This is a genomic window from Burkholderia sp. SR8 (assembly GCF_052851275.1).
This window is the reverse complement of record NZ_JAULUC010000014.1, coordinates 80,072-102,736: the sequence shown is the minus strand read 5'-3', so window position 1 is coordinate 102,736 and position 22,665 is coordinate 80,072. Positions and strand designations below refer to the sequence as shown.

The 22,665-nt window shown below is 68.0% G+C and carries 19 protein-coding genes; 5 read left to right on the top strand and 14 right to left on the bottom strand.

The features are described 5' to 3' along the window. The first annotated feature begins 33 nt into the window (after window positions 1-33). A complete protein-coding gene (locus Q3A80_RS19050) occupies window positions 34-1,575 on the top strand; it encodes a S41 family peptidase (protein ID WP_446330468.1) in 1,542 nt (513 codons plus the stop codon). A gap of 131 nt (window positions 1,576-1,706) precedes the next feature. Further along, window positions 1,707-2,459: a HesA/MoeB/ThiF family protein gene (locus Q3A80_RS19045; RefSeq protein ID WP_446330467.1), complete on the top strand. Its 753-nt coding sequence runs from the start codon at window positions 1,707-1,709 to the stop codon at window positions 2,457-2,459. 79 nt (window positions 2,460-2,538) lie between these two features. Here the strand turns inward: Q3A80_RS19045 and ptsP are convergent, their stop codons facing one another. The 7 genes from ptsP to Q3A80_RS19010 all read right to left on the bottom strand — a co-directional run bounded on the left by ptsP (window position 2,539) and on the right by Q3A80_RS19010 (window position 9,966). Continuing rightward, entirely contained in the window at window positions 2,539-4,311 is a 1,773-nt protein-coding gene (gene ptsP / locus Q3A80_RS19040) for a phosphoenolpyruvate--protein phosphotransferase (RefSeq protein WP_446330466.1), read from the bottom strand. Window positions 4,312-4,512: 201 nt separating this feature from the next. Next, complete coding sequence (locus tag Q3A80_RS19035; protein ID WP_006763311.1) at window positions 4,513-4,782, bottom strand: HPr family phosphocarrier protein; 270 nt, start codon at window positions 4,780-4,782, stop codon at window positions 4,513-4,515. A 75-nt stretch (window positions 4,783-4,857) separates the two neighbouring features. Continuing rightward, the gene (locus tag Q3A80_RS19030; RefSeq protein WP_059526247.1) at window positions 4,858-5,328 is read right to left on the bottom strand and encodes a PTS sugar transporter subunit IIA; all 471 of its coding nucleotides are present in this window, start codon (window positions 5,326-5,328) and stop codon (window positions 4,858-4,860) included. Window positions 5,329-5,560: 232 nt separating this feature from the next. Beyond that, a complete protein-coding gene (gene gshB, locus Q3A80_RS19025) occupies window positions 5,561-6,517 on the bottom strand; it encodes a glutathione synthase (protein ID WP_446330465.1) in 957 nt (318 codons plus the stop codon). Between the two features lie 33 nt (window positions 6,518-6,550). Further along, window positions 6,551-7,840: a glutamate--cysteine ligase gene (gene gshA / locus Q3A80_RS19020; RefSeq protein ID WP_217114322.1), complete on the bottom strand. Its 1,290-nt coding sequence runs from the start codon at window positions 7,838-7,840 to the stop codon at window positions 6,551-6,553. 242 nt (window positions 7,841-8,082) lie between these two features. Continuing rightward, window positions 8,083-9,594: an ammonium transporter gene (locus Q3A80_RS19015; RefSeq protein WP_446330464.1), complete on the bottom strand. Its 1,512-nt coding sequence runs from the start codon at window positions 9,592-9,594 to the stop codon at window positions 8,083-8,085. A gap of 33 nt (window positions 9,595-9,627) precedes the next feature. Next, complete coding sequence (locus Q3A80_RS19010) at window positions 9,628-9,966, bottom strand: P-II family nitrogen regulator (RefSeq protein WP_006398175.1); 339 nt, start codon at window positions 9,964-9,966, stop codon at window positions 9,628-9,630. Window positions 9,967-10,322: 356 nt separating this feature from the next. On the opposite strand from Q3A80_RS19010, the gene Q3A80_RS19005 reads away from it, so the two are divergent. Both Q3A80_RS19005 and Q3A80_RS19000 read left to right on the top strand, forming a co-directional pair. Then, window positions 10,323-10,574 (top strand): accessory factor UbiK family protein, encoded by a 252-nt coding sequence (locus Q3A80_RS19005; RefSeq protein ID WP_040142145.1) that lies wholly within the window; start codon window positions 10,323-10,325, stop codon window positions 10,572-10,574. A 317-nt stretch (window positions 10,575-10,891) separates the two neighbouring features. Next, window positions 10,892-12,559: a YifB family Mg chelatase-like AAA ATPase gene (locus Q3A80_RS19000; RefSeq protein ID WP_446330463.1), complete on the top strand. Its 1,668-nt coding sequence runs from the start codon at window positions 10,892-10,894 to the stop codon at window positions 12,557-12,559. Between the two features lie 333 nt (window positions 12,560-12,892). Here Q3A80_RS19000 and Q3A80_RS18995 read toward each other — a convergent pair whose 3' ends face one another. Next, the gene (locus Q3A80_RS18995) at window positions 12,893-13,465 is read right to left on the bottom strand and encodes a hypothetical protein (RefSeq protein WP_446330462.1); all 573 of its coding nucleotides are present in this window, start codon (window positions 13,463-13,465) and stop codon (window positions 12,893-12,895) included. 163 nt (window positions 13,466-13,628) lie between these two features. Here Q3A80_RS18995 and Q3A80_RS18990 point away from each other — a divergent pair, with 163 nt between their 5' ends. Beyond that, window positions 13,629-14,165 carry a TlpA disulfide reductase family protein gene (locus tag Q3A80_RS18990; protein ID WP_446330461.1) on the top strand — a complete coding sequence of 179 codons (537 nt, stop codon included), beginning with the start codon at window positions 13,629-13,631 and terminating at the stop codon, window positions 14,163-14,165. Window positions 14,166-14,244: 79 nt separating this feature from the next. Here Q3A80_RS18990 and Q3A80_RS18985 read toward each other — a convergent pair whose 3' ends face one another. From Q3A80_RS18985 to Q3A80_RS18960, 6 genes are all read right to left on the bottom strand, one after another. Then, on the bottom strand, window positions 14,245-15,600 hold the full coding sequence (locus Q3A80_RS18985; protein WP_446330538.1) for a sigma-54-dependent transcriptional regulator: 1,356 nt from the start codon (window positions 15,598-15,600) through the stop codon (window positions 14,245-14,247). A gap of 96 nt (window positions 15,601-15,696) precedes the next feature. Beyond that, a complete protein-coding gene (locus Q3A80_RS18980) occupies window positions 15,697-17,706 on the bottom strand; it encodes a sensor histidine kinase (RefSeq protein WP_446330460.1) in 2,010 nt (669 codons plus the stop codon). 4 nt (window positions 17,707-17,710) lie between these two features. Further along, the gene (locus Q3A80_RS18975; RefSeq protein ID WP_446330459.1) at window positions 17,711-19,000 is read right to left on the bottom strand and encodes a dicarboxylate/amino acid:cation symporter; all 1,290 of its coding nucleotides are present in this window, start codon (window positions 18,998-19,000) and stop codon (window positions 17,711-17,713) included. Between the two features lie 351 nt (window positions 19,001-19,351). Next, window positions 19,352-21,046: a cation acetate symporter gene (locus Q3A80_RS18970; protein ID WP_446330458.1), complete on the bottom strand. Its 1,695-nt coding sequence runs from the start codon at window positions 21,044-21,046 to the stop codon at window positions 19,352-19,354. An 11-nt stretch (window positions 21,047-21,057) separates the two neighbouring features. Then, a complete protein-coding gene (locus Q3A80_RS18965) occupies window positions 21,058-21,363 on the bottom strand; it encodes a DUF485 domain-containing protein (RefSeq protein ID WP_014895931.1) in 306 nt (101 codons plus the stop codon). A gap of 95 nt (window positions 21,364-21,458) precedes the next feature. After that, window positions 21,459-22,664 carry a CaiB/BaiF CoA transferase family protein gene (locus tag Q3A80_RS18960; RefSeq protein ID WP_446330457.1) on the bottom strand — a complete coding sequence of 402 codons (1,206 nt, stop codon included), beginning with the start codon at window positions 22,662-22,664 and terminating at the stop codon, window positions 21,459-21,461. Between the last annotated feature and the right edge of the window lies 1 nt (window position 22,665).

The following is a 22,665-nucleotide window of genomic DNA, read 5'->3' as shown; positions in this document are numbered from 1 at the left end:
CGCCACGCGCTTCCCGACCGCACCAGACTCTCTATGCGAATGAAATTGAAGAACATCGGCCTGATTGCCGCGGGCCTCGCCACGGGCGTATTCGCGACGCTGCAGATTTCGGCGTCGGCCGAGCAGACCGCCACGGCGCCGCTTCCCCTCGACCAGCTCCGCCTGTTCGCTGAAGTGTTCGGCCAGATCAAGCGCGAGTACGTCGAGCCGGTCGACGACAAGAAGCTGCTGACGGCGGCGATCAAGGGCATGGTGTCGAGCCTCGACCCGCACTCGTCGTTCCTCGACAAGACCGACTATGACGAGCTGCAGGAGCAGACCAAGGGCCGCTTCGCGGGTCTCGGCATCGAGATCTCGCAGGAAGACGGTCTCGTCAAGGTGATCTCGCCGATCGAAGATACGCCCGCGTTCCGCGCCGGCATCCGTCCGGGCGACCTGATCACGCGCATCAACGACAAGCCGGTGCGCGGCATGACGCTCGACAAGGCCGTCAAGCAGATGCGCGGCGAGCCGGGCACCAAGGTCACGCTGACGATCTTCCGCAAGAGCGACGACCGCACGTTCCCGGTCACGGTCACGCGCGCGGTCATCCGGGTCCAGAGCGTGAAGATGAAGATCCTCGACCCGGGTTACGCATACATCCGGATCACGAGCTTCCAGGAGCGCACGACGCCCGATCTCGCCGCGAAGCTGCAGGACATCGCGCGCCAGCAACCGAACCTGAAGGGCCTGATCCTCGATCTGCGCAACAACGGCGGCGGCCTGCTGCAGAGCGCGGTCGGCGTCGCCGGCGCGTTCCTGCCGCCCGACTCCGTCGTCGTGTCGACCAACGGCCAGATCCCGGATTCGAAGCAGGTCTATCGCGACACCTACGACAACTACCGCCTGCCGTCCTTCGACGGCGATCCGCTGAAGAACCTGCCGCCGGTCTTCAAGACCGTGCCGATGGTCGTGTTGACGAACGCGTATTCGGCGTCCGCATCGGAAATCGTCGCCGGCGCGCTGCAGGATTCGAAGCGTGCGCAGATCATGGGCAAGACGACGTTCGGCAAGGGCTCGGTGCAGACGGTCCGCCCGATGACGGCCGACACCGCGCTGCGCCTGACGACCGCCTACTACTACACGCCGAGCGGCCGCTCGATCCAGAACAAGGGCATCACGCCCGACGTGCCGGTCGATCAGTACGCGGACGGCGATCCGGACGACGTGCTCGTGACGCGCGAGGTCGACTACACGAACCACCTCGCGAACACGCAGGATCCGAACGAGAAGAAGGAACAGGAAGAGCGCGAGCAGCGCCGGATGGATCAGTTGCGCGTCCTCGAAGAGCAGAACGACAAGAAGACGCCGGAGCAACGCCAGAAGGACCGCGACCGCAAGCCGATCGAGTTCGGCAGCGCCGACGACTTCATGATGCAGCAGGCGCTCAACAAGCTCGAAGGCAAGCCGGTCCAGGAATCGAAGTCGCTGCTCGCCGAGAGCACGACGAAGAGCCCTGCAGCCAAGGCCGCGACCGCCGCGAAGGCGTCGGGCACGAAGGCCGCCGCACCGAAGGCCGCGTCGGCGCCGCAGTAAGCGCCGGCCGGCATCCGACGGGCCATCGCGGGAAGACCGCGATGGCCCGTTTTTCATGTGCGCCTAGAATACGCAGACAGACGCCCACGCGTGCGCGCCGCCGCCGGCGGTATGCGCCGCCCGACTTCCCCATGAACGACGACCAACTCCTCCGCTATTCCCGCCACATCCTCGTCGACGAAATCGGCATCGAAGCGCAGCAGCGCTTTCTCGACGCGCATGCGATCGTCGTCGGCGCCGGCGGCCTCGGCTCGCCGGCCGCGATGTATCTCGCGGCGTCCGGCGTCGGCACGATCACGCTGGTCGACGCCGACACGGTCGACCTCACGAACCTGCAGCGGCAGATCCTGCACGTGACGGCATCGGTCGGCCGCAGCAAGGTCGAATCGGGCCGCGACACGCTCGCGCAGCTGAACCCGGAAGTGACGGTTAACGCGATCGCCGCGCGCGTCGACGACGCATGGCTCGACGAACACGTGCCGCGCGCGACCGTCGTGCTCGACTGCACCGACAACTTCGCGACGCGTCATGCGATCAACCGCGCGTGCGTCGCGCACGGCGTGCCGCTCGTGTCGGGCGCCGCGCTGCGCTTCGACGGCCAGATCAGCACGTTCGACTTCCGCGATCCGGCCTCGCCCTGCTACGCGTGCGTGTTCCCGGAAGACCAGCCATTCGAGGAAGTCGCGTGCGCGACGATGGGCGTGTTCGCTCCGACGGTCGGGATCATCGGCGCGATGCAGGCCGCCGAAGCGCTGCGCGTGATCGGCGCGATCGGCACGACGCTCAACGGCCGGCTGATGATGCTCGATTCGCTGCGGATGGAATGGACGACGATGAAGATCGCGCGCCAGGCCGACTGCCCCGTGTGCCAGGGCCGGCACTGACGTGCGTGGAAAGCATGCGCCGAGCGGCGCATGCGTGACGTTTCGCGACGTTCGCGCGCGCTTTACCGCGCGCCGCCGTCTAGGCCGCGGCGTCCGCGCGCGGCTCCGCGACCGACAGGCGCTTGAGCGCCGCCTGTACTTCCTCCGGCTCGAACGCGGCCAGCACGTCGGCCGTCGGCTTCTCGAGCGACTTCAGGTGCGCACGCAGGATCTCCTGCTTCACGACCAGCAGCTGGCTCGGATGCATCGAGAATTCGGTGAGCCCCATCCCGAGCAGCAGCCGCGTGAGCGCCGGGTCGCCGGCCATCTCCCCGCACACCGACACCGACACGCCCGCGCGCTTCGCTTCGCGCAGCGTATAGGCGATCAGGTGCAGCACCGCCGGATGCAGCGGGTCGTACAGATGCGCGACCGCGTTGTCCGCGCGGTCGATCGCGAGCGTGTACTGGATCAGGTCGTTCGTGCCGATCGACAGGAAATCGAAGCGCTTCAGGAACAGCGGCAGCGCGATCGCCGCGGCCGGGATCTCGATCATCGCGCCGACGCGCACGTTCGGATCGTACGCGAGCCCCGCGTCGTCGAGCTGGCGCTTCGCCTCGCGGATCAGGTCGAGCGTCTGATCGATCTCCTGCGCGTGCGCGAGCATCGGGATCAGGATCTTCACCTGCCCGAACGCGGACGCGCGCAGGATCGCACGCAGCTGCGTGAGGAACATCTGCGGCTCGGACAGGCTCCAGCGGATCGCGCGCAGTCCGAGCGCCGGGTTCGGCGCTGTCTCGTAGCCTTCGTCGAGCGCCTCGAGCGGCTTGTCCGCGCCGACGTCGATCGTGCGGATCGTCACCGGCATGCCCTTCATCCACTCGACCGCACGCTTGTATGCGGCGAACTGCTCTTCCTCTTCCGGCATCTCCTTCTGATGCATGAACAGGAACTCGGAGCGGAACAGCCCGACGCCGACCGCGCCGGCCTCGACGGCCGCCTTCGCGTCGTCGGGCAGCTCGATGTTCGCGTACAGCTCGATCTTGGTGCCGCACAACGTTTGCGTCGGCGAGAATTTCAGGCGCTGCAGCTTGCGTTGCTCGAGCAGCTTCTCGGACTGGCGATACGAATATTCCTCGAGGACGATCGGCGCCGGGTCGACGATCACGATCCCCTGGTCGCCGTCGACGATGATCAGGTCGTCCTGGCGGATCAGCGAACTCGCGTGCTGGACCCCGACCGCGGCCGGAATGCCGAGGCTGCGCGCGACGATCGCCGTGTGCGACGTGCGGCCGCCGAGATCGGTGACGAACGCCTGGAACGACTGCGACTTGAACTGCATCATGTCGGCCGGCGCGATGTCGTGCGCGACGACGATCATCTCGTTCTGCCCGCGCGCGGCCGCACGATCGAGCGCCTGCGACGCGGACGGCGCACCGGCGAGCGCCTTCAGCACGCGCTCGACCACCTGCTCGATGTCGGCCTTGCGCTCGCGCAGGTATTCGTCCTCGATGTCGTCGAAGTGGCGCGTGAGCAGCTCGAGCTGCTCGGTCAGCGCCCATTCGACGTTGTAGCGGCGCGTGCGGATCAGGTCGATGGTTTCCTGGACGAGCATTTCGTCGCCGAGGATCATCGCATGGACGTCGATGAACGCGGCCACTTCGCTCGGGGTGTCCTCGGTCAGATCGGCGCGCAGCGCCTCCAGCTCGCGATGCACGACCTCGCGCGCCGTGCGGAAACGCTCGACCTCGGCATCGATCTGGTTGCCGTCGACGAGATAATGGGCGACGTCGAGCGCCGCCGGCGCGATCAGATACGCTCGCCCGATCGCGATACCACGTGAGACGGGAATGCCATGCAGCGTGAAGGACACGCGCACCTCCTCTGTACATGTAAAGCCGCGGCACACTGCTGCGATGCGCTTATGACCCCGGTTAGCGATTATAAATTCCGCGCCTCCATGCTGACTGCATGCAGCGCAGCATTGCGCGTTTCGCATCAATGCTACGGGCGAAAAAAATGCCGCGGGAAACGCGGCATTCTGCTTCGAAACGGCAATGATCCCGCGCGGGAATCACTGGCCTTCGCCGAACTTGTCCGCGATCAGTTTCAGCAGCGCATCCATCGCTTCCTTCTCGTCGGGACCGTCGGTCTCGATCGTCACCGTGCTGCCGATACCGGCCGCCAGCATCATCACGCCCATGATGCTCTTCGCGTTGATCTTGCGTCCGTTGCGCGTCATCCAGACTTCGGACTGGAAGTTGCCGGCCAGTTGCGTGAGCTTGGCCGATGCGCGTGCATGGAGCCCCAATTTGTTGACGATGGTGGTTTCTTGTTGAAGCATGATTCTCGGTCGGGTCGGTCGCGGCCGCCGGCGGCGAGCGTCGGCGGGTCGGTCTAAAACGGAAAAACGGGACGGTCAGTGCGATTCGGTGCGCGGTTGCGGCTCGGGCGGAATCGGCGCGCACTGGCCGCAGCCGACTTCGGTCGGCGGCGGCGGCGTGCCGGCCGCCACTTCGTGAACGCCCTTCGCGCCGCCGGACAGCGCCTTGTCGACGAGCTTGTCGAGCGGCACGGTGCGATAGCAGACGGCGCGCACGAGCATCGGCAGGTTCACGCCGGCGAGCACGCGCACGTTGTCGAGCTTCGCGAGCTGGCCCGCGATGTTCGCGGGCGTCGCGCCGTACATGTCGGTCAGCACGACGACGCCGTTCTCTTCCCTGAGCCGCGCGAGTTCCGCGTGCGCGAATGCCATCACCTGGGTCGGGTCGCTGTCGGCCAGCACGTCGATACAGCCGATGCGCGCGGGCACGCCGCCATAGATGTGCGCGATGCAGTCCCGCAGCGCGGTGGCGAGCGGCGCGTGCGCGATGATCAGGATCCCGGCCATGTCAGACTGCTCCCGGCCGCCCCTGGCGGGCCGACGCCCCGCGGCGGGGCAACGAGCATAGCGAGTGAGGGAAGCGTTTCATGTTCAGCCTTGCAACGGTTTTCGGCCCGACCGCCGGGCCTTCGGCGCGCTGGTCGCGGCACCGGGCAAGCGGGCATTGTAGCAGGCCGGTCGAACCGCTCCGGCGACGGGGGACCTGCGCGGCCGCCGCCGGATTTGCGCGCGAAGCGGGCTACGCGGCCGCCCGCTCCAGCGCGTCGATGAACATCGCGGCGACGTCGAAACCCGTCTGCTCCATGATTTCGCGGAAGCACGTCGGGCTCGTCACGTTCACCTCGGTCAGCCAGTCGCCGATCGCGTCGAGCCCGACCAGCAGCAGTCCGCGCGCGGCGAGCACCGGCCCGAGCGTCTCGGCGATCTCGCGGTCGCGCGGCGTCAGCGGCTGCGCGACGCCGAGCCCGCCCGCGGCGAGATTGCCGCGCACCTCGCTGCCCTGCGGAATCCGCGCGAGCGAATACGGAACCGGCTCGCCGCCGATCAGCAGGATGCGCTTGTCGCCGGCCTTGATCTCCGGGATGAACTTCTGCGCCATCACCGAGCGCGTGCCGTCGTGGCTCAGCATCTCGACGATCGAACCGAGGTTCATGCCGTCCGGCTTCACGCGGAACACGCCCATCCCGCCCATCCCGTCGAGCGGCTTCAGGATCACGTCGCCGTGCTCGGCGTGGAACGCGCGCAGCCGGTTCGCATCGCGCGTGACCAGGGTCGGCGCGACGAACTGCGGAAATTCACCGATCGCGAGCTTCTCAGAATGATCGCGGATCGACTGCGCCTTGTTGAACACGCGCGCGCCGGCGCGCTCGGCCAGCTCGAGCAGCCACGTCGACGTCACGTACTCCATGTCGAACGGCGGATCCTTGCGCATCAGCACCGCGCCGAACGACTCGACGCGGCGCGCGTCGAGCGGGCCCGCTTCGAACCACGTATCGCGATGCAGGTCGTCCAGCTCGCCGACGATCGCGATGCGCCGCACGTCGGCCTCGACGGCGGAGCCCGTCCACGCGAGGTGGCGCGGCTCGCACGCGTACACCGCATGCCCGCGCCGCGCGGCCTCCGCCATCATCGCGTAGGTCGAATCCTTGTAGATCTTGAAGCGCTCGAGCGGGTCGGCGATAAAAAGAATGTCCATGCGGGTCCTGTTCGTAGCTACCGAGTGAAGCGGTTACACCTGGATGGCTTCGGGATCGGTCTTTTCCAGTTCGATCGACGACGCGATCAGCGACAGGCGCGCGACGACGCCGTACATGTAGAAGCGGTTCGGCGGCGCGGCACCGGGCTTCGCGCCGGCATCCGGCAGCGCGGTGTGCTCGAAGCCGAGCGGCACGTAGTGCATGCCGGGCGCGTTCAGGTTCTGGTCGCGCTCGCGGCCGCCGTGCGTGCGGTAGAAACCGCCAACCACGTAGCGGTCGATCATGTACACGACCGGCTCCGCGACTTCGTCGCCGACGCGCTCGAACGTGTAGACGCCTTCCTGCACGATCACGTCGCGCACCGCGAGCCCCGCCTTCGACTCGGCCATCTGCGCGCGCTCGGCCTTCGACATGCGGCCGATCTCGGCCGCATCGTGCACGGTCATCACGCCGCGCCCGGCGGTGCCCGCGTCGGCCTTCACGACGACGTACGGCTTTTCGCTGATCCCGTATTCGCGGTACTTGCGCGCGATCTTCTTCAGCACGCCGTCGATCGCGTCGGCGAGCGCCTGCTCGCCTTCATGCGCCTGCCAGTCGACGCCCTCGACGTGCGCGAAATACGGATTCACCATCCACGGATCGACGCCGACCATCTTCGCGAACTTCTTCGCGACGTCGTCGTAGCACGAGAAGTGCGTCGACTTGCGGCGCACGGCCCAGCCCGCGTGCAGCGGCGGCAGCAGGTATTGCTCGTGCAGGTTTTCCAGCACGGCCGGAATCCCGGCCGACAGGTCGTTGTTCAGCAGGATCGAGCACGGATCGAAATTCTTCAGGCCGAGGCGGCGCTGCGAACGCTCGAGCGGCTCGAGCACGATCTTCTGGCCGTCGGCCAGCGTGATCGGCGTGATATCGGTGATGCTCGGATCGAGCGAGCCGAAGCGCACGTTCAGGCCGGCCTGGCGCATGATCGTCGCGAGCCGCGCGACGTTTTCCAGGTAGAACGCGTTGCGGGTCGGCAGCTCGGGAATCACGAGCAGGTTCTTCGCGTCCGGGCAGATCTTCTCGATCGCGGCCATCGCGGCCTGGACGGCGAGCGGCAGCACTTCGGACGGCAGATTATTGAATGCGCCGGGGAACAGGTTCGCGTCGACGGGCGCCAGCTTGAAGCCGGCGTTGCGCAGGTCCACCGAACAATAGAACGGCGGCGTGTGTTCCTGCCATTCGAGCCTGAACCAGCGTTCGATCGCAGGCGTCGCGTCGAGGATCTTCTGCTCGAGTTCGAGCAGCGGACCGTTCAACGCGGTAACGAGGTGGGGAACCATGAATCACTCGCGAGCGGGAGAATGAAGATTGTAGAGCAATTGCCTCGCCCATTTGGGGATTGTTCCCGGCTTCACAAGGATTTGGAGGAAGTTTTCGGCTATTGACCCGATAGAGTGAAGGGTTATCCGCTACGGCAGCAGGAGACAGGAGAAAAAAAGCCCGCCGGGCAGGCGGGCCGAAATCGCTGCGCTCATTCGGGGCAGGCGCCGTCTGCGCGGCGGCCCGCCTTCAATCTCGCGACTTATTCGACATGCTCGCCGTGCAGCACCACGTCGAGACCTTCGCGCTCCTCCTCTTCGGTCACGCGCAGGCCGATCGTCAGGTCGATCAGCTTCAGCAGCACGAAGCTCAGCACGCCGCTGTACACCAGCGTGATCAGCACGCCCTTCGCCTGCAGCAGCAGGCTGCCGTCGAATCCGCCGATGTCCTTGACCGCGAACACGCCGGTCAGCAGCGCGCCGAGAATCCCGCCCACGCCGTGCACGCCGAACGCATCGAGCGAATCGTCGTAGCCGAGCTTCGACTTGAGCCACGTGGCCGACCAGAAGCACACGACGCCGGCGGCAATGCCGATCACCAGTGCACCCGTCACGCCGACGAAGCCGGCAGCCGGCGTGATCGCGACGAGACCCGCGACCGCGCCCGACACGATGCCGAGCACCGACGGCTTGCCGTGCGAAATCCACTCGGCGAACATCCAGCCCAGCGCCGCGCACGCCGTCGCGACCTGCGTCGTCAACATCGCGAAGCCGGCACGGCCGTCGGCCGCGACCGCGGAACCCGCGTTGAAGCCGAACCAGCCGACCCACAGCATCGAGCCGCCGATCATCGTCAGCACCAGGTTGTGCGGCGCCATCGATTCACGGCCGAAGCCGATCCGCTTGCCGAGCATCAGGCACGACACGAGGCCCGCGATACCGGCGTTGATGTGCACCACCGTGCCGCCTGCGAAGTCGAGCACGCCGTCCGACGACAGCCAGCCGGTCGGCTCCCATACCATGTGCGCGATCGGCACATAGACGATCAGCGACCAGAGCGTCATGAACACGAGCATCGCCGAGAACTTCATCCGGTCGGCGAACGCGCCGCAGATCAGCGCCGGCGTGATGATCGCGAAGGTCATCTGATAGACGAAGTAGACCGATTCCGGAATCGTCGTCGCGAGGTGGCTGACCGTCAGCGTGGTCGCCTTGTCGCCCTTCACGTACGTCATCCCGTGCAGGAACGCGCGCGACAGGCCGCCGATGAAGCCGTTGCCCGGCGTGAACGCGAGGCTGTAGCCGACCACCGTCCACAGCACCGTGATCAGCGCGGTGATCGCGAAGCTCTGCATCACCGTCGCGAGCACGTTCTTCTTGCGGACCATGCCCGCGTAGAACAGCGCGAGGCCGGGGATCGTCATGAACAGCACGAGCGCGGTGGAGGTGAGCATCCACGCGGTGTCGCCGGCGCTGATCTTCGACGAATCGACGGAGAACGGCGCGGTCGGTGCGGCGGGGGCGGCCGGCGCGGACGCGGCGGCAGCGGCCGAGGCGTCGGCGGCGCCCGAAGCGGGTGCGGACGCAGCGGCGGCAGCCGATGCGTCGGTGGCGGCCGGCGCCGAAGCAGCCGGCGCGGCGGCCGTTGCGTCGGAAGCGGTGGCAGCGGGCGCGGACGCAGCCGCGGCGGAAGCCGCGTCGTCGGCGAGCGCGGGACCGACGCCGGCCGCGATCAGCGAGCCGGCCATCAGCAGGGACATCAGAAGTTTGCGCATCTCGGGTTTCCTCTTGTCGCTTGTCTTTGTCTGTTACAGCGCGTCAGCGCCTGTCTCCCCGGTCCGGATCCGGATCACCTGCTCGATCGGCGTGACGAAAATCTTCCCGTCGCCGATCTTGCCGGTGCGTGCCGCCCGCTCGATCGCCTCGACCGCCTGGTCGACGAGGTCGTCGGACACGGCCGCCTCGATCTTCATCTTCGGCAGGAAATCGACCACGTATTCGGCGCCGCGGTACAGCTCGGTGTGCCCCTTCTGGCGCCCGAACCCTTTCACCTCGGTCACCGTGATGCCGGAGACGCCGAGCGCGGACAGCGCTTCGCGGGTCTCATCGAGCTTGAACGGCTTGATGATTGCGGTAATCAGTTTCATGAAGTCCTCTCGCTGGGTGGTCCCGTCGAATTGGTTGGAATGTTGTAACGGTTCTCTCCTCAGCAACTCGCATGCCATGTTTGCGCGAGCACCGTGTCGAATGGCTCCGGAGCGGGGCCACATCATGCGCTGAAAGGTGCGGAAGCCCGGCCGAATGGCCAACGTGGGCCCGGTTTGCTGGCGCGCCGAAAGGATCGTTGCTAGAGTGCACGCACGTCCCGGCTCACCGGGCCATTCACCCATGCGGGCGCCATGCCCGGATTTCGCGCCACCGGCGCACCATTTCCGGTCATGCGTGCATCATGGGCACGTACGCAACTGAAGATGCACATTTTTTGTGCAAGGAAGGAAATCTCATGAAGCAACCCAGCGATGTTTTCAACGACCTGCAGTCGCGCGTCAGCGATCTGCTGAAAAACTCGCCGGCCAAGGACGTCGAGCGCAACGTGAAGGCCATGCTGTCGCAAGGCTTCTCGAAGCTCGATCTCGTCACGCGCGAGGAATTTGACACGCAGGCACAGGTGCTCGCCCGCACCCGCGTGCGTCTCGAGGAACTCGAGAAGCGCGTCGCCGAACTCGAGCAGAGGCTCGCCGCGTCCCAGGCCTGACGCCCCACCCGACTAAACGGTCCGGGCGCGGGCCGCCTCGTGCGGCCCGCGCCTGCCAGCCGGAAGTCGGTAGGCTGTTCCGTCGTTCTTCGCTGTTCGTCGTTCTTCGCTGTTCGTCGTTCTTCGCTGTTCGTCGTTCTTCGCTGTTCGCTGTTCCTCGCTGTTGGCTGTTCCTCGCTCTTCGCAGTCCCCCGCTCTTCGCTGTTCCTCGTTCTTTCCCGCGCCACGCCGGCAAGCGCGCACCGATTCCTCCGTTTTTCCGCGGCATGCGGTCCGAACCGCCGTTGCCCGCCCGATTCCGTTACAGGAGCCTCGCCATGTCGCTCGCCGTGGTGCGCAGTCGCGCGCCGGCGGCCGGCCGCGCGCCGGACGTCACCGTCGAAGTCCATCTCGCCAACGGGTTGCCGTCGTTCTCGATCGTCGGCCTGCCCGATCTCGAAGTCCGCGAAAGCCGCGAGCGCGTGCGCGCCGCGCTGCAGAACTGCGGATTCGATTTCCCCGTCAGGCGCATCACCGTCAATCTCGCGCCGGCCGACCTGCCGAAGGAGTCGGGCCGCTTCGACCTGCCGATTGCACTCGGCATCCTCGCGGCGAACGGCCAGATCCCGGCCGACGCGCTGGCCGGCCGCGAATTCGCCGGCGAACTGTCGCTGACCGGCGCGCTGCGGCCGATGCGCGGCGCGTTCGCGATGGCGTGCGGCGCGGCGCGCGACTGGCGCGCGGGTGATGCGGCAGCGGCCTTCGGTTCCGGTCTCGATTCGAGGCCAACTGCCGGTGCGCGCGGTCCGGGTTCCGGCGTCGGTGCTAGTCCCGGTTCGGATCCGGATTGCTGTGCGATATCCGGCGCGACCGCCCTGTCGCGTCCCCCGGAGCTGTACCTGCCGCTCGACAGCGCCGCCGAGGCCGCGCTCGTGCCGGGCGTCACCGTATTCGGCGCGCCCGACCTGCCCGCGCTGTGTGCGCACCTCGCCGGTGCGCCGGACGCGCGGCTCGCACCGGTTGCCGCGCCGAGCGTCGACGGCCTGCCGGCGCCGGCCGTTCCCGATCTCGCGGACGTCGTCGGCCAGCGCGGCGCCCGGCGCGCGCTCGAAGTCGCCGCGGCGGGCGGCCACCACATGCTGATGGTCGGCCCGCCCGGCGCCGGCAAGTCGATGCTGGCCGCACGGCTGCCCGGCCTGCTGCCGCCGCTGACCGACGACGAGGCGCTGACGTCGGCCGCGCTGCTTTCCGCGAGCCGGATCGGCTTCTCGCCCGCGCAGTGGCGCCGGCGGCCGTTCCGCGCGCCGCATCATTCGTCGAGCGCGGCCGCACTGGTCGGCGGCCGCAATCCGCCGCAGCCGGGCGAGATCACGCTCGCGCACCTCGGCGTGCTGTTCCTCGACGAGCTGCCCGAATTCGACCGGCACGTGCTCGAAATGCTGCGCGAGCCGCTCGAAGCCGGCCGCATCACGATCTCCCGCGCGGCGCAGCAGGCCGACTTCCCCGCCGCGTGCCAGCTGATCGCGGCGATGAATCCGTGCCCGTGCGGCTGGCACGGCGATCCGTCCGGACGCTGCCGCTGCACGCCGGACGTCGCGACGCGCTACCTGCGCAAGCTGTCCGGGCCGCTGCTCGACCGGATCGACATCCAGATCGACCTGCCCGCGCTGTCGCCGGCCGAACTCGCATCGCGCGCGACGGCCCCGGGCGAGCCGAGCGCGGCGGTCGCCGCACGGGTCGCGCACGCGCGGGCGCTGCAGCTCGACCGGCAGGGCAAGACGAATCACATGCTGAGCGGCCGCGAGACCGACGACCTGTGCCGGCCGACCGGCGACGGCGAGCGACTGCTGCGCGAAGCCGGCGAGCGCTTCGGGTGGTCGGCGCGCGCGTATTTCCGCGTGCTGAAGGTGGCGCGGACGATCGCCGATCTCGCCGGCGACCCGTTGCCGACGGCCGCGCAGATCGCCGAGGCGATCCGCTACCGGCGCGCGCTCCCGGCGCTGTGAGCGCCGTCGGGGGACAAAATACGGCTGTCAAGGCTTGACTTATGCACAATTTCGCGAATCCGGCCCCGCAACGCGCGCCGCGGACGCCGGTTTATCGCGGAATTGCTATCCCCTTGTTTTGATTGATTTTTCTCAAAGGGGCCGGAATCTGTCAAAAATGCCGGAAGGCCGTCCGGCGCGGCTGTGCGGGAGATCGGGCAGACTTTTCAACAAAGTTATCCACATGCGCTGTGGATAGCCGAAAAATCCCCGCAAAATCCGGCGATTAGCATCGAAAGCTGCGAATGAACTTTCAGTTGTCACAGAGTGTCCGCGCGCCCTCGCCGACCGCTCTCAGTCGAGCTTGAACGAGCCGAAAAACTGGTCGAGCTGTTCCTGCGCGAGCGGGCCGTCGGCAATCACGACGGCCTGGTAGGCGTGGCGGCCGCGCGCGACGAGCCGCGCGACGATCGTCTTGTGCGCATGGTCGCCACCGCTCGCCGCGCCCGCGATGCGCAGTTCGAGCCCGTTCACCGCGCCGCCCGCCGCGAGCGGCACCGGCACCGCGGCCGTCTGCGGCGCGCCTTCCAGGTTGCGCGACAGCCCCGTGCGCAGGAATTCGAGCGCCGCGCGCCGCGTGTCGTCGCGGTCGTCCGGCAGCGTCAGCGTGCCGACCGCGAATACCGCGCCGTCGACGTGCGCGGCCTGCATCCGCATCGGCATCGTTGCGCCGCCGACCGCCACCGGCTGGTCCTCGACGGTCGGCTTCGCCGGCAGGTCGATCGTGTAGCCGGCATCGTTGTGCAGCGTGCGCCAGTCATACGACGGCGCGCACGCCGCCAGCGCGGCGCTCACGCATGCGAGCGCGGCGAAGTGTCGCAGCGGACGAAAAAGGGGACGCAACTGAGCGATGACTTCCTTCGGCATGGCAGAGGCGGGGTCAGGCAAAACGCCCATTATCCGCCGAAGCTGACTCCGGGGATGCGCGGTCGCCGTCGGTGCGCGCGCCGCATTCGCGCTAAAATGGGCGCCGAATTTCGACGTCCTTTGCATCGATCCGCGCGATCGACCGACTCCGAGAGCACCGCAGATGAACACCACGCCTCCCGCCCAGCGCCGCACCGGCCCCGTCCGCTATATCGTCGCGGCCGTCGTCGCCGCCGCGATCGCCGTCGCCGGCTTCTTCGCGTTCAACGGCAAGTCCACCGTGCCGGACGCCACGTTCACGCTGCTGTCGGGCCAGAAGGTGTCGACGGCCGGCGACCTGAAGGGCAAGGTCTACCTCGTGAACTTCTGGGCGACGAGCTGCGCGACCTGCATGCAGGAAATGCCGCAGATGGTCGACACCTATAACCGCTTCAAGGGCCAGGGGCTGGAATTCGTCGCGGTCGCGATGAACTACGATCCGCCGATGTACGTCGCGAACTATGCGCAGACGCGCCAGCTGCCGTTCAAGGTCGCGCTCGACGACGGCAGCGCCGCGAAGCAGTTCGGCAACGTGCAGCTCACGCCGACGACCTTCGTCGTCGACAAGGACGGCAAGATCCTGAAGCGCTACGTCGGCGCGCCGCAATTCGCGGAACTCGACGCACTGCTGAAGAAGGCGCTCGACGGCAACGCGGCCTGAGCGCCGCACGACGACCGTCGCAGGGCCGCACGCCGCGCCCGCCTCCGCCAAACGGACCGCACCGCGGTCCGTTCGTTTTTCAGCGCTCGGTTTCGCCCTTCGCCGACAGCCCGTAGCGCTTCATCTTCTCGTACAGCGTCGCCTTGCCGACGTGCAGCCGGTCGGCCGTCGCGGCGACCGCGCCGCCGGTCTGGTTCAGCGCCTCCGCAATCACCGAGCGCTCGAACTGCTCGATGCGCTCCTTCAGCGTCTGGTCGTTCTCCGCCGCGTCGCCGTTCGCGCCCGCGTCCTGCGGCATGTCGGCGACGCCGAGCACGAAACGGTCGGCCGCATTGCGCAGCTCGCGCACGTTGCCGGGCCAGTCGCGCTGCATCAGGCTCGCACGCTGGCGGTCGGTCAGCACGGGCGCCGGCCGCCCGTAGCGCACGGCCGCATCGAGCATGAAGTGTTCGAACAGCGGCACGATGTCCTCGCGGCGCTCGGCGAGCGGCGGCAGCGCGATCGTCACGACATTGAGCCGGTACAGCAGGTCGCGGCGGAACGTGCCGGCCGCGACGAGCTCGCTCATGTCGCCCTTCGCGGCCGCGACGACGCGGCAGTTCACGCGGATCGGCTGGTTCGAGCCGAGCCGCTCGAGCACGCCGTCCTGCAGCACGCGCAAGAGCTTCACCTGCAGCGCGAGCGGCATGCTCTCGATTTCGTCGAGGAACAGCGTGCCGCCGGATGCGTATTCGAGCTTGCCGACGCGCCGCTTCGCGGCCCCGGTGAATGCGCCCGGCTCGTAGCCGAACATCTCCGACTCGAACATCGGCTCGGGCAGCGCGCCGCAGTTCACCGCGATGAACGGCTTGTCGCGACGCGGCGACAGCTCGTGCAGGCTGCGCGCGATCAGTTCCTTGCCCGCGCCGGTGTCGCCGTTGATCAGCACCGACGCGTCGGTGGGCGCGACGTTCGCGATCAGCTTGCGCACCTGTTCGATCGCCGGGCTGCGGCCGATGATGCGCGGCGCGACGATGTTCTGGCCGGCCAGCTCGCGCCGCAGCGCATGGTTCTCGAGCACGAGCTCGCGCCGCTCGAGCGCGCGGCGCACCGTCTCGATCAGCCGCTCGGCCGCGAACGGCTTTTCGATGAAGTCGTACGCGCCGTCGCGCATCGCCTGCACGGCCATCGAGATGTCGCCGTGACCGGTGACGAGGATCACCGGCACGTCGGGCACGCGCTCGCGGCACTGCGCGAGCAGGTCGAGGCCGCTCGCGCCGGGCAGCCGGATGTCGCTGACGATCACGCCGGCGGTTTCCGCGACGATCGCCTTGTCGGCCGCCTCGGCCGATTCGAACCCTGCGACGTCGAACCCCGCGAGCTGGAGGCTCTGCACGCTCGCCCGGCGAACGAGCGCATCGTCTTCGATATAGATCACTTGCAGCCGGTTGGCCATCGTAGTCACTTGCTCCTGGCAGGCCGCGCGGCGCACCTGCGCGCGCGGCTCTCGTTGATGCCGGTCGTGCGCCGGGTTCGCGGCGCTGGCGTGCGCCTAGCGCGAGCCCGCCGGCTCGGACACGGCGTCCGGATGATGCGTGCGCGCGCGCCGCAGCGTCAAGACGAACAGCGCGCCGCCGGACGGGGCGTTGCGCGCGGTCAGCGCACCGCCCGCGTCGCTCGCGATCGACGACGAGATCGCCAGACCGAGCCCGAGCCCGCGCCCCATTTCCTTGGTCGTGAAGAACGGTTCGAACAGCCGCGGCAGCAGGTCGGGCGCGATGCCCGAACCGTTGTCGCGCACCTCGATCGCGAGCGTCGCGACGGACACCGCGATCGTCACCTCGATCGCCGGCGCCGCGACGCCTGCGACCGCGTCGAGCGCGTTGCCGAGCAGGTTGATCAGCACCTGTTCGAGGCGCAGATCCTCGCAACGCGCGACGAGTTCCGGATAGTCGCGCGCGAGGTCGAGCGGCGCATCCTGCGCGGGCGACACGGTCGCATCCTGCAGCGTCAGCGTGAGCGCGACGCCGCGCAGCCGCTCGCCGAGCAGCGACAGCACGCTGCGCAGCGCGCGCACGACGAGCGCCTGCTCGTTGCGCGGCTTCGCGCGGCCGACGAACAGCTTCAGCTGGTTGGTGATCTTGCCCATCCGCTCGGTCAGCGCGGCGATCGCTTCCAGGTTTTCGCGGGCAGCCGCCTGTTCGCCGCGATCGAGCAGCACGCGCGTGTTGTCCGAGAAGCTGCGCAGCGCCGCGAGCGGCTGGTTCAGCTCGTGCGTGATGCCGGCGGCCATCTGGCCGAGCGCGGCGAGCTTGCTCGCCTGGATCAGTTCGTCGTGCGCGGCGCGCAATTCCTGTTCCGCGCGGATCCGGTCGCCGACTTCCTTCTGCAATTGCTCGTTCGCTTCCGACAGGTCGGCCGTGCGCTCCTCGACGCGCCGGTTCAGTTCCGCATATGCCTGCTGCAGCAGCGCGCGGCCGCGGATCATCTCGCGCACGCGCGCGCGGCGCATCCGCCAGTAGAACGCCAGCAGTGCGACCGACACGAAGCCGAAGCCCGTGACGATCGTCGCGTTGCGCGCGTCGGCGTCGATCGGCGCGATCGGCGCGAGCGTGACGAGCAGCCAGTCAGGCTCGCCGATCCGCCGCTTGCTGGCCAGAAAGCGCGGCGCGCGCCGGCCGGGGCCGACGCGCACGATTTCCGCATCGGCGCCGAGCACCTGCTCGACGCGCAGCGGCAGCGGCGTGACAGGCTGCTGCGCGTACTGGCGCGTCTCGTAGATCGACGCGGCGACGGGCCCGGTCAACGGATGCAGCGTGTGGTACTTCCACGCGGGCACCGACGACAGGAACACGACCCCGTGATCGTCCGCGACGACGAGCGGCTCGGACGCGTCCGCGCCCTGGAACCATTCGAGATTGAGCTTCACGACGACGACGCCCGCGATCCGGCCGTCGCGCCACACCGGCTGCGAGATGTAGTAGCCGGGATCGCGCGAGATCGTGCCGATGCCGAAGAAGCGGCCGACCTGGCCGTTCATCGCATCGATGAAATACGGGCGAAACTGGTAGCCGATTCCGACGAAGCTGTCGGGCGCGCGCCAGTTGCTGGCGGCGACGCACAGGCCGTCCGCGCCGATCACGTACGTGACGGTCGCGTGCGCGTGCTCGTTGAGGTCTTCGAGATAGCGGTTTGCGCGCGCGGTGAAATCGGCGCGCTTCGGCTCGGCGAGCAGGTCGAGCACGTACGGATGGCTGCCGAGCAGATAAGGCAGCGATTCGTAGCGGTCGAGCGTGCTCTTCAGCGCATTGGTGGTGCGATCGACGCGCACGGCGGCGTTGCGCTGCAGCTCGGCGACGCCGCGCTGCCACGTGATGGTCCACGTCAGCGCGCAGGCCGCCGCGAGCGCGACGGCGAGCATGACGAGGATGAACAGGCGGCGCTTCACGGACGAGGCTTCCTGACGATGCGGATCGCCTATTGTGTCATAGGGCTCCGCATCGATGCCCGGGCCGCCGCGCCGCGCACCGCCCGCGGGCGGTGCCGCCGCCTGCTCGCTCATGATGTCAGACGCCGGCCGTCTCGGTCGTCGTGACCTGGCCGCCGCCCTTCAGCGCGTCGCGCAGCTTGTTGCGGTCGAGCTCCTTCTCCCACGCCGACACGACGACGGTCGCGACACCGTTGCCGACGATGTTCGTCAGCGCGCGGCACTCGCTCATGAAGCGGTCGATGCCGAGGATCAGCACCATGCCCGACAGCGGGATCGTCGGCACCACCGCGAGCGTCGCGGCGAGCGTGATGAAGCCCGCGCCCGTGACGCCGCTCGCGCCCTTCGACGTCAGCATCGCGACCGCCAGCAGCGTGAGCTGCTGCATCCACGTCAGTTCGATGTTGGTCGCTTGCGCGATGAACAGCACGGCCATCGTCATGTAGATGTTGGTGCCGTCGAGGTTGAACGAATAGCCGGTCGGCACGACGAGGCCGACGACCGAGCGCGAGCAGCCGGCCTTCTCGAGCTTCTCCATCAGCTGCGGCAGCGCGGCTTCCGACGAGCTCGTGCCGAGCACGATCAGCAGCTCTTCCTTGATGTACGACACGAAGCGGATGATCGAGAAACCCGTGGCGCGTGCGATCGCGCCGAGCACGACCAGCACGAACACGACCGACGTCAGGTAGAACGTGCCGATCAGCTTCAGCAGCGGCACCAGCGAGCCGACGCCGTACTTGCCGATCGTGAACGCCATCGCGCCGAACGCGCCGATCGGTGCCAGCTTCGTGACGATGTGCACGATGCCGAACAGCACGCGCGTCAGGCCGTCGATGAAGTCGGTCACGACCTTGCCGCGCTCGCCGAGGTGCGCGAGCACGCTGCCGAACAGCAGCGCGATCAGCAGGATCTGCAGGATCTCGCCCTGCGCGAACGCGTCGACCATCGTGTTCGGGATGATGTGCATCAGGAAGTCGACGGTCGACTGCCCGTGCGCCTTCGCCGCGTACGACGCGACGGCCTTGCCGTCGAGCGTCGCCGGATCGATGTTGAAGCCGACGCCCGGACGCAGCAGGTGCGTGGCCGCGAGGCCGAGCAGCAGCGCGAAGGTCGACACGATCTCGAAGTACAGCAGCGCCTTGCCGCCGACGCGGCCGACCTTCTTCATGTCCTCCATGCCGGCGATGCCGGTGACGACCGTACAGAAGATGATCGGACCGATCACCATCTTGATCAGCTTGATGAAGCCGTCGCCGAGCGGTTTCATGTCGGTGGCGAGCGCCGGGTAGAAGTGGCCGAGGATCACGCCGACGATGATGGCGAAGATCACCTGCACATAAAGCACTTTGTAGAAGGGTTTCTTCTTCACGATGGTTCCTGCTGAAGTAGATGAGCCGGTGGAAACGGCGTCACGCGCGCGAGCGAATGTCAGAGGGGTTGCATTCGCCCGCGCGGCTGCCGTGCCGCAACAAGCGATGCCTCAGAACATCCGACAGGGGAGGAAGGCGCTGGTCATCGATTGTCTCCTTGGTTTAATAGTCGGGCCGGGGGATGGCCGTGCTTTTCATATTGCAAGGTCGATGCCAGGCGTCCGGAACCCTTCAAGCCGTTGTTTTCATTGTATTTCTCATAATGCGGCAGGCAAGGAAATCCGGAATTCCGGATTTCCGGAAAATATCCGTCCGGCGATCCGGACGGATCCATCGTTTCATCGGACGAATCAGTGCTGGACGGCGCGGCTCGCGAGCACGCCCGTCTGCGCGTAGAACTCCTGCTGCGCGAACGCGTCGCGCTCGCGCCGCGCGCGCTCGCCGCGGTCGGCCAGCGAGCCGACGACGATCCCGACGAACGCGAGCGGCACCGACACCAGCGCCGGGTTGTCGAGGAACACCGGCGCGTGCGCGTGGTGCAGCACGTCGACCCACACCGACTTCGACAGCACCGTGAGCGCGACCGCCGACACGAGGCCGAGGCCGCCGCCGAGCACCGCGCCGCGCGTCGTCATCCCGCGCCAGAAGATCGACATCGCGAGCACCGGGAAATTCGCGCTCGCGGCCACCGCCGCGACGAGCCCGACCATGAACGCGACGTTCACGTGCTCGAACAGGATCGACAGCCCGATCGCGACGGCCGACAGCACGATCGTCGCCGCGCGCGAGATGCGCATTTCCAGCCGTTCGTCGGGCTTGCCGCGCGCCCACATCTGCGCATACAGGTCGTGCGAGATCGTCGTCGCGCCGGCCAGCGTCAGGCCCGCGACCACCGCGAGGATCGTCGCGAACGTGACGGCCGCGATGAACCCGTAGAACCAGTTTCCGCCGACCGCCTGCGCAAGCTTCACCGCGACCATGTTCGAGCCGCCGAGCAGGTCGTGCGTCAGGTTGAACGTGCCGTTCGCGCCGAGCCGGAAGAATTCCGGATGCTGCGCGAGCAGCACGATCGCCGAAAAGCCGATCACGAACGTCAGCAGGTAGAAGTAGCCGATGAAGCCGGTTGCGTACAGCACCGACTTGCGCGCCTCCTTCGCGTTCGGCACCGTGAAGAAGCGCATCAGGATGTGCGGGAAGCCGGCCGTGCCGAACATCAGCGCGATGCCGAGCGACAGCGCGTTGGCCGGATCGCGGATCAGCTTGCCGGGCCCCATGATCGACAGCGCGCCCGGGTGCACGGCCACCGCGCGGCGGAACATCGCGTCGACGCTGAAGCCGAATTCGCCGAGCGCGAGCAACGCGAGCAGCGTCGCGCCGCACAGCAGCAGCACGGCCTTGATCACCTGCACCCAGGTCGTCGCGGTCATTCCGCCGAAGAACACGTAGACGACCATCAGCACGCCGACGATCAGCTCGGCCGTGCCGTACGACAGCCCGAACAGCAGCTGGATCAGCTTGCCCGCGCCGACCATCTGCACGACGAGGTACAGCACGACGATCGTCAGCGCGTTCGCGGACGTCAGCAGCCGGATCGGCCGCTGCGCGAAGCGATACGCGACGACGTCGACGAACGTGAACTTGCCGAGATTGCGCAGCGGCTCGGCGATCAGAAACATCACGAACGGCCAGCCGACCAGGAAGCCGATCGAGTAGATCAGCCCGTCGAAGCCGAACATGAACACCATCCCCGACAGCCCGAGGAACGACGCGGCCGACATGTAGTCGCCCGCGATCGCGAGCCCGTTCTGCAGCCCGGTGATGCCGCCGCCGGCCGTGTAGAAGTCGCGCGTCGAGCGCGTGCGGCGCGCGGCCCAGCGCGTGAGCGCGAGCGTCGCGAACACGAACGCGAAGAACATCGCGATCGCGACCGGGTTCAGCTCGACCTTGTCGGGCATCGGTCCCGCGACGCCGGTCGCATGGGCAGTGGAGGAAACGACGGAAACGAGGATCGCCAGCGCGCCGCGCGCGTCCGAAATGAATCGCATGTCGGCCTCCGTTACGAACGCTGCAGGATCGCGTCGACGCGGCGGTCGAACGCACGGTTCGCGCGCAGCACGTAGCACGCGGTCAGGCCGATCGCGACCAGGATGATCGCGACGCCCGCGGCGATCCCGACCGTCGTCGTCGCGCCGCGGTACAGCGGCGCGGCGAGCACGTGCGGCGCGAGCGCGACGAGCAGGATGAAGCCGTAGTAGGTGGCGATCATCAGTGCCGTGAGCGTGAAGCTGAAGCGGCGCCGCGCACGCACGAGCTGCTGGTAGTCACGGCGCGCCGTGACCGATTCGATGACGGAAAGCTCCATGGTGTCTCCATTTCCGGCTCGTCATGGCGAGCGGTGTCGTGTGGAACGGTCGGCGCGCGTCGACTCACCGCCCGCGCCGCGGCGGAACAGGCGATCTACACGATGCGATCCGCGCGCAGCCGTGCGAGCTCGTCCGCGGACATCCCGAGCCAGCCGCCGAGCACGTCGTCCGTATCGGCGCCCAGCACCGGCGGCGCGCCGCGCACCGGCAGCCGCGCGCCGTCGAAGCGATACGGCGGCGCGAGCACGTCGACGCCGCCCGCGACCGGATGCGGCTGCCGCGTGACGAGCCCCGCGCGGGTCGCGCGCTCGGAGGTCAGCGCGTCGTGCAGCCCGAGCACTTCGCCGCACGGAATGCCGGCCGCGGCCAGCGCCGCGAGCAGCATCGCGCGCGGCCGCCGCGCGAGTTCGCGGCGGATCTCCGGCAGCAGCGCGGCGCGGTTTTCGGAACGGCCGAGGTTGGTCTTGTAGCGTTCGTCCGCGGCGAGGTCGGGCCGCTCGATCGCGTCGCAAAAGCGCGCGAACTGCGTGTTGTTGCCGACCGTGATCACGAGCGGGCCGTCGGCCGCGTCGAACACGCCGTACGGCACGATCGACGGATGCGCGTTGCCGTAGCGCGGCGGATCCTCGCCCATCAAGAGCGCATCGAGCCCGTAGTACGCGGTGATCATCAGTCCGCAGTCGAACAGCGCCATCTCGATGCGCCGCCCGCGTCCCGTCGCATGGCGTTCGTACAGCGCGGCGAGGATCGCCTGCGCCGAATACATGCCGGTGAACAGGTCGACCGCGGCGACGCCGAACTTCAGCGGCGGCTGGTCGGCCTCGCCGTTCAGCGCCATCAGCCCGGCCTCGCCCTGCACGACGAGGTCGTAGCCGGGCCGCGCGGCCTCCGGGCCCGAGCGGTCGTAGCCGGAGATCGCGCAATGCACGAGCCGCGGGTTCAGCTCGGCGAGCGCGTCGTAGCCGAGCCCGAGCTTTTCCGCGCCGCCGCACTTGAAGTTGTGGATCAGCACGTCGGCCTGCGCGGCGAGCTCGCGCGCGATGCGCTGCCCTGCGTCCGTCTGCAGGTCGACGCAGATCGACCGCTTGCTGCGGTTCACGCTGTTGAAGTAGGTCGTCTCGGTGTGGCCGATCCGCAGCCCCCAGTCGCGCGTGTCGTCGCCGCGCGCCGGATGCTCGACCTTGATCACTTCCGCGCCGAAGTCCGCGAGTACCATCGCGCTCCACGGGCCCGCGAGCACCCGCGAGAAATCGAGCACCTTCACGCCGGCCAGCGGCAGCGCACGCGTGTCGTTCGTCATC

Bases quoted from the DNA above. Each gene is read 5' to 3' on its own strand.
- Q3A80_RS19050 (WP_446330468.1), top strand. From the start codon at position 34: ATGCGAATGAAATTGAAGAACATCGGCCTGATTGCCGCGGGCCTCGCC.
- Q3A80_RS19045 (WP_446330467.1), top strand. From the start codon at position 1,707: ATGAACGACGACCAACTCCTCCGCTATTCCCGCCACATCCTCGTCGAC.
- Q3A80_RS19035 (WP_006763311.1), bottom strand. From the start codon at position 4,782: ATGCTTCAACAAGAAACCACCATCGTCAACAAATTGGGGCTCCATGCA.
- Q3A80_RS19030 (WP_059526247.1), bottom strand. From the start codon at position 5,328: ATGGCCGGGATCCTGATCATCGCGCACGCGCCGCTCGCCACCGCGCTG.
- gshB (WP_446330465.1), bottom strand. From the start codon at position 6,517: ATGGACATTCTTTTTATCGCCGACCCGCTCGAGCGCTTCAAGATCTAC.
- gshA (WP_217114322.1), bottom strand. From the start codon at position 7,840: ATGGTTCCCCACCTCGTTACCGCGTTGAACGGTCCGCTGCTCGAACTC.
- Q3A80_RS19015 (WP_446330464.1), bottom strand. From the start codon at position 9,594: ATGCGCAAACTTCTGATGTCCCTGCTGATGGCCGGCTCGCTGATCGCG.
- Q3A80_RS19010 (WP_006398175.1), bottom strand. From the start codon at position 9,966: ATGAAACTGATTACCGCAATCATCAAGCCGTTCAAGCTCGATGAGACC.
- Q3A80_RS19005 (WP_040142145.1), top strand. From the start codon at position 10,323: ATGAAGCAACCCAGCGATGTTTTCAACGACCTGCAGTCGCGCGTCAGC.
- Q3A80_RS19000 (WP_446330463.1), top strand. From the start codon at position 10,892: ATGTCGCTCGCCGTGGTGCGCAGTCGCGCGCCGGCGGCCGGCCGCGCG.
- Q3A80_RS18995 (WP_446330462.1), bottom strand. From the start codon at position 13,465: ATGCCGAAGGAAGTCATCGCTCAGTTGCGTCCCCTTTTTCGTCCGCTG.
- Q3A80_RS18990 (WP_446330461.1), top strand. From the start codon at position 13,629: ATGAACACCACGCCTCCCGCCCAGCGCCGCACCGGCCCCGTCCGCTAT.
- Q3A80_RS18985 (WP_446330538.1), bottom strand. From the start codon at position 15,600: ATGGCCAACCGGCTGCAAGTGATCTATATCGAAGACGATGCGCTCGTT.
- Q3A80_RS18980 (WP_446330460.1), bottom strand. From the start codon at position 17,706: ATGAGCGAGCAGGCGGCGGCACCGCCCGCGGGCGGTGCGCGGCGCGGC.
- Q3A80_RS18970 (WP_446330458.1), bottom strand. From the start codon at position 21,046: ATGCGATTCATTTCGGACGCGCGCGGCGCGCTGGCGATCCTCGTTTCC.
- Q3A80_RS18965 (WP_014895931.1), bottom strand. From the start codon at position 21,363: ATGGAGCTTTCCGTCATCGAATCGGTCACGGCGCGCCGTGACTACCAG.
- Q3A80_RS18960 (WP_446330457.1), bottom strand. From the start codon at position 22,664: ATGACGAACGACACGCGTGCGCTGCCGCTGGCCGGCGTGAAGGTGCTC.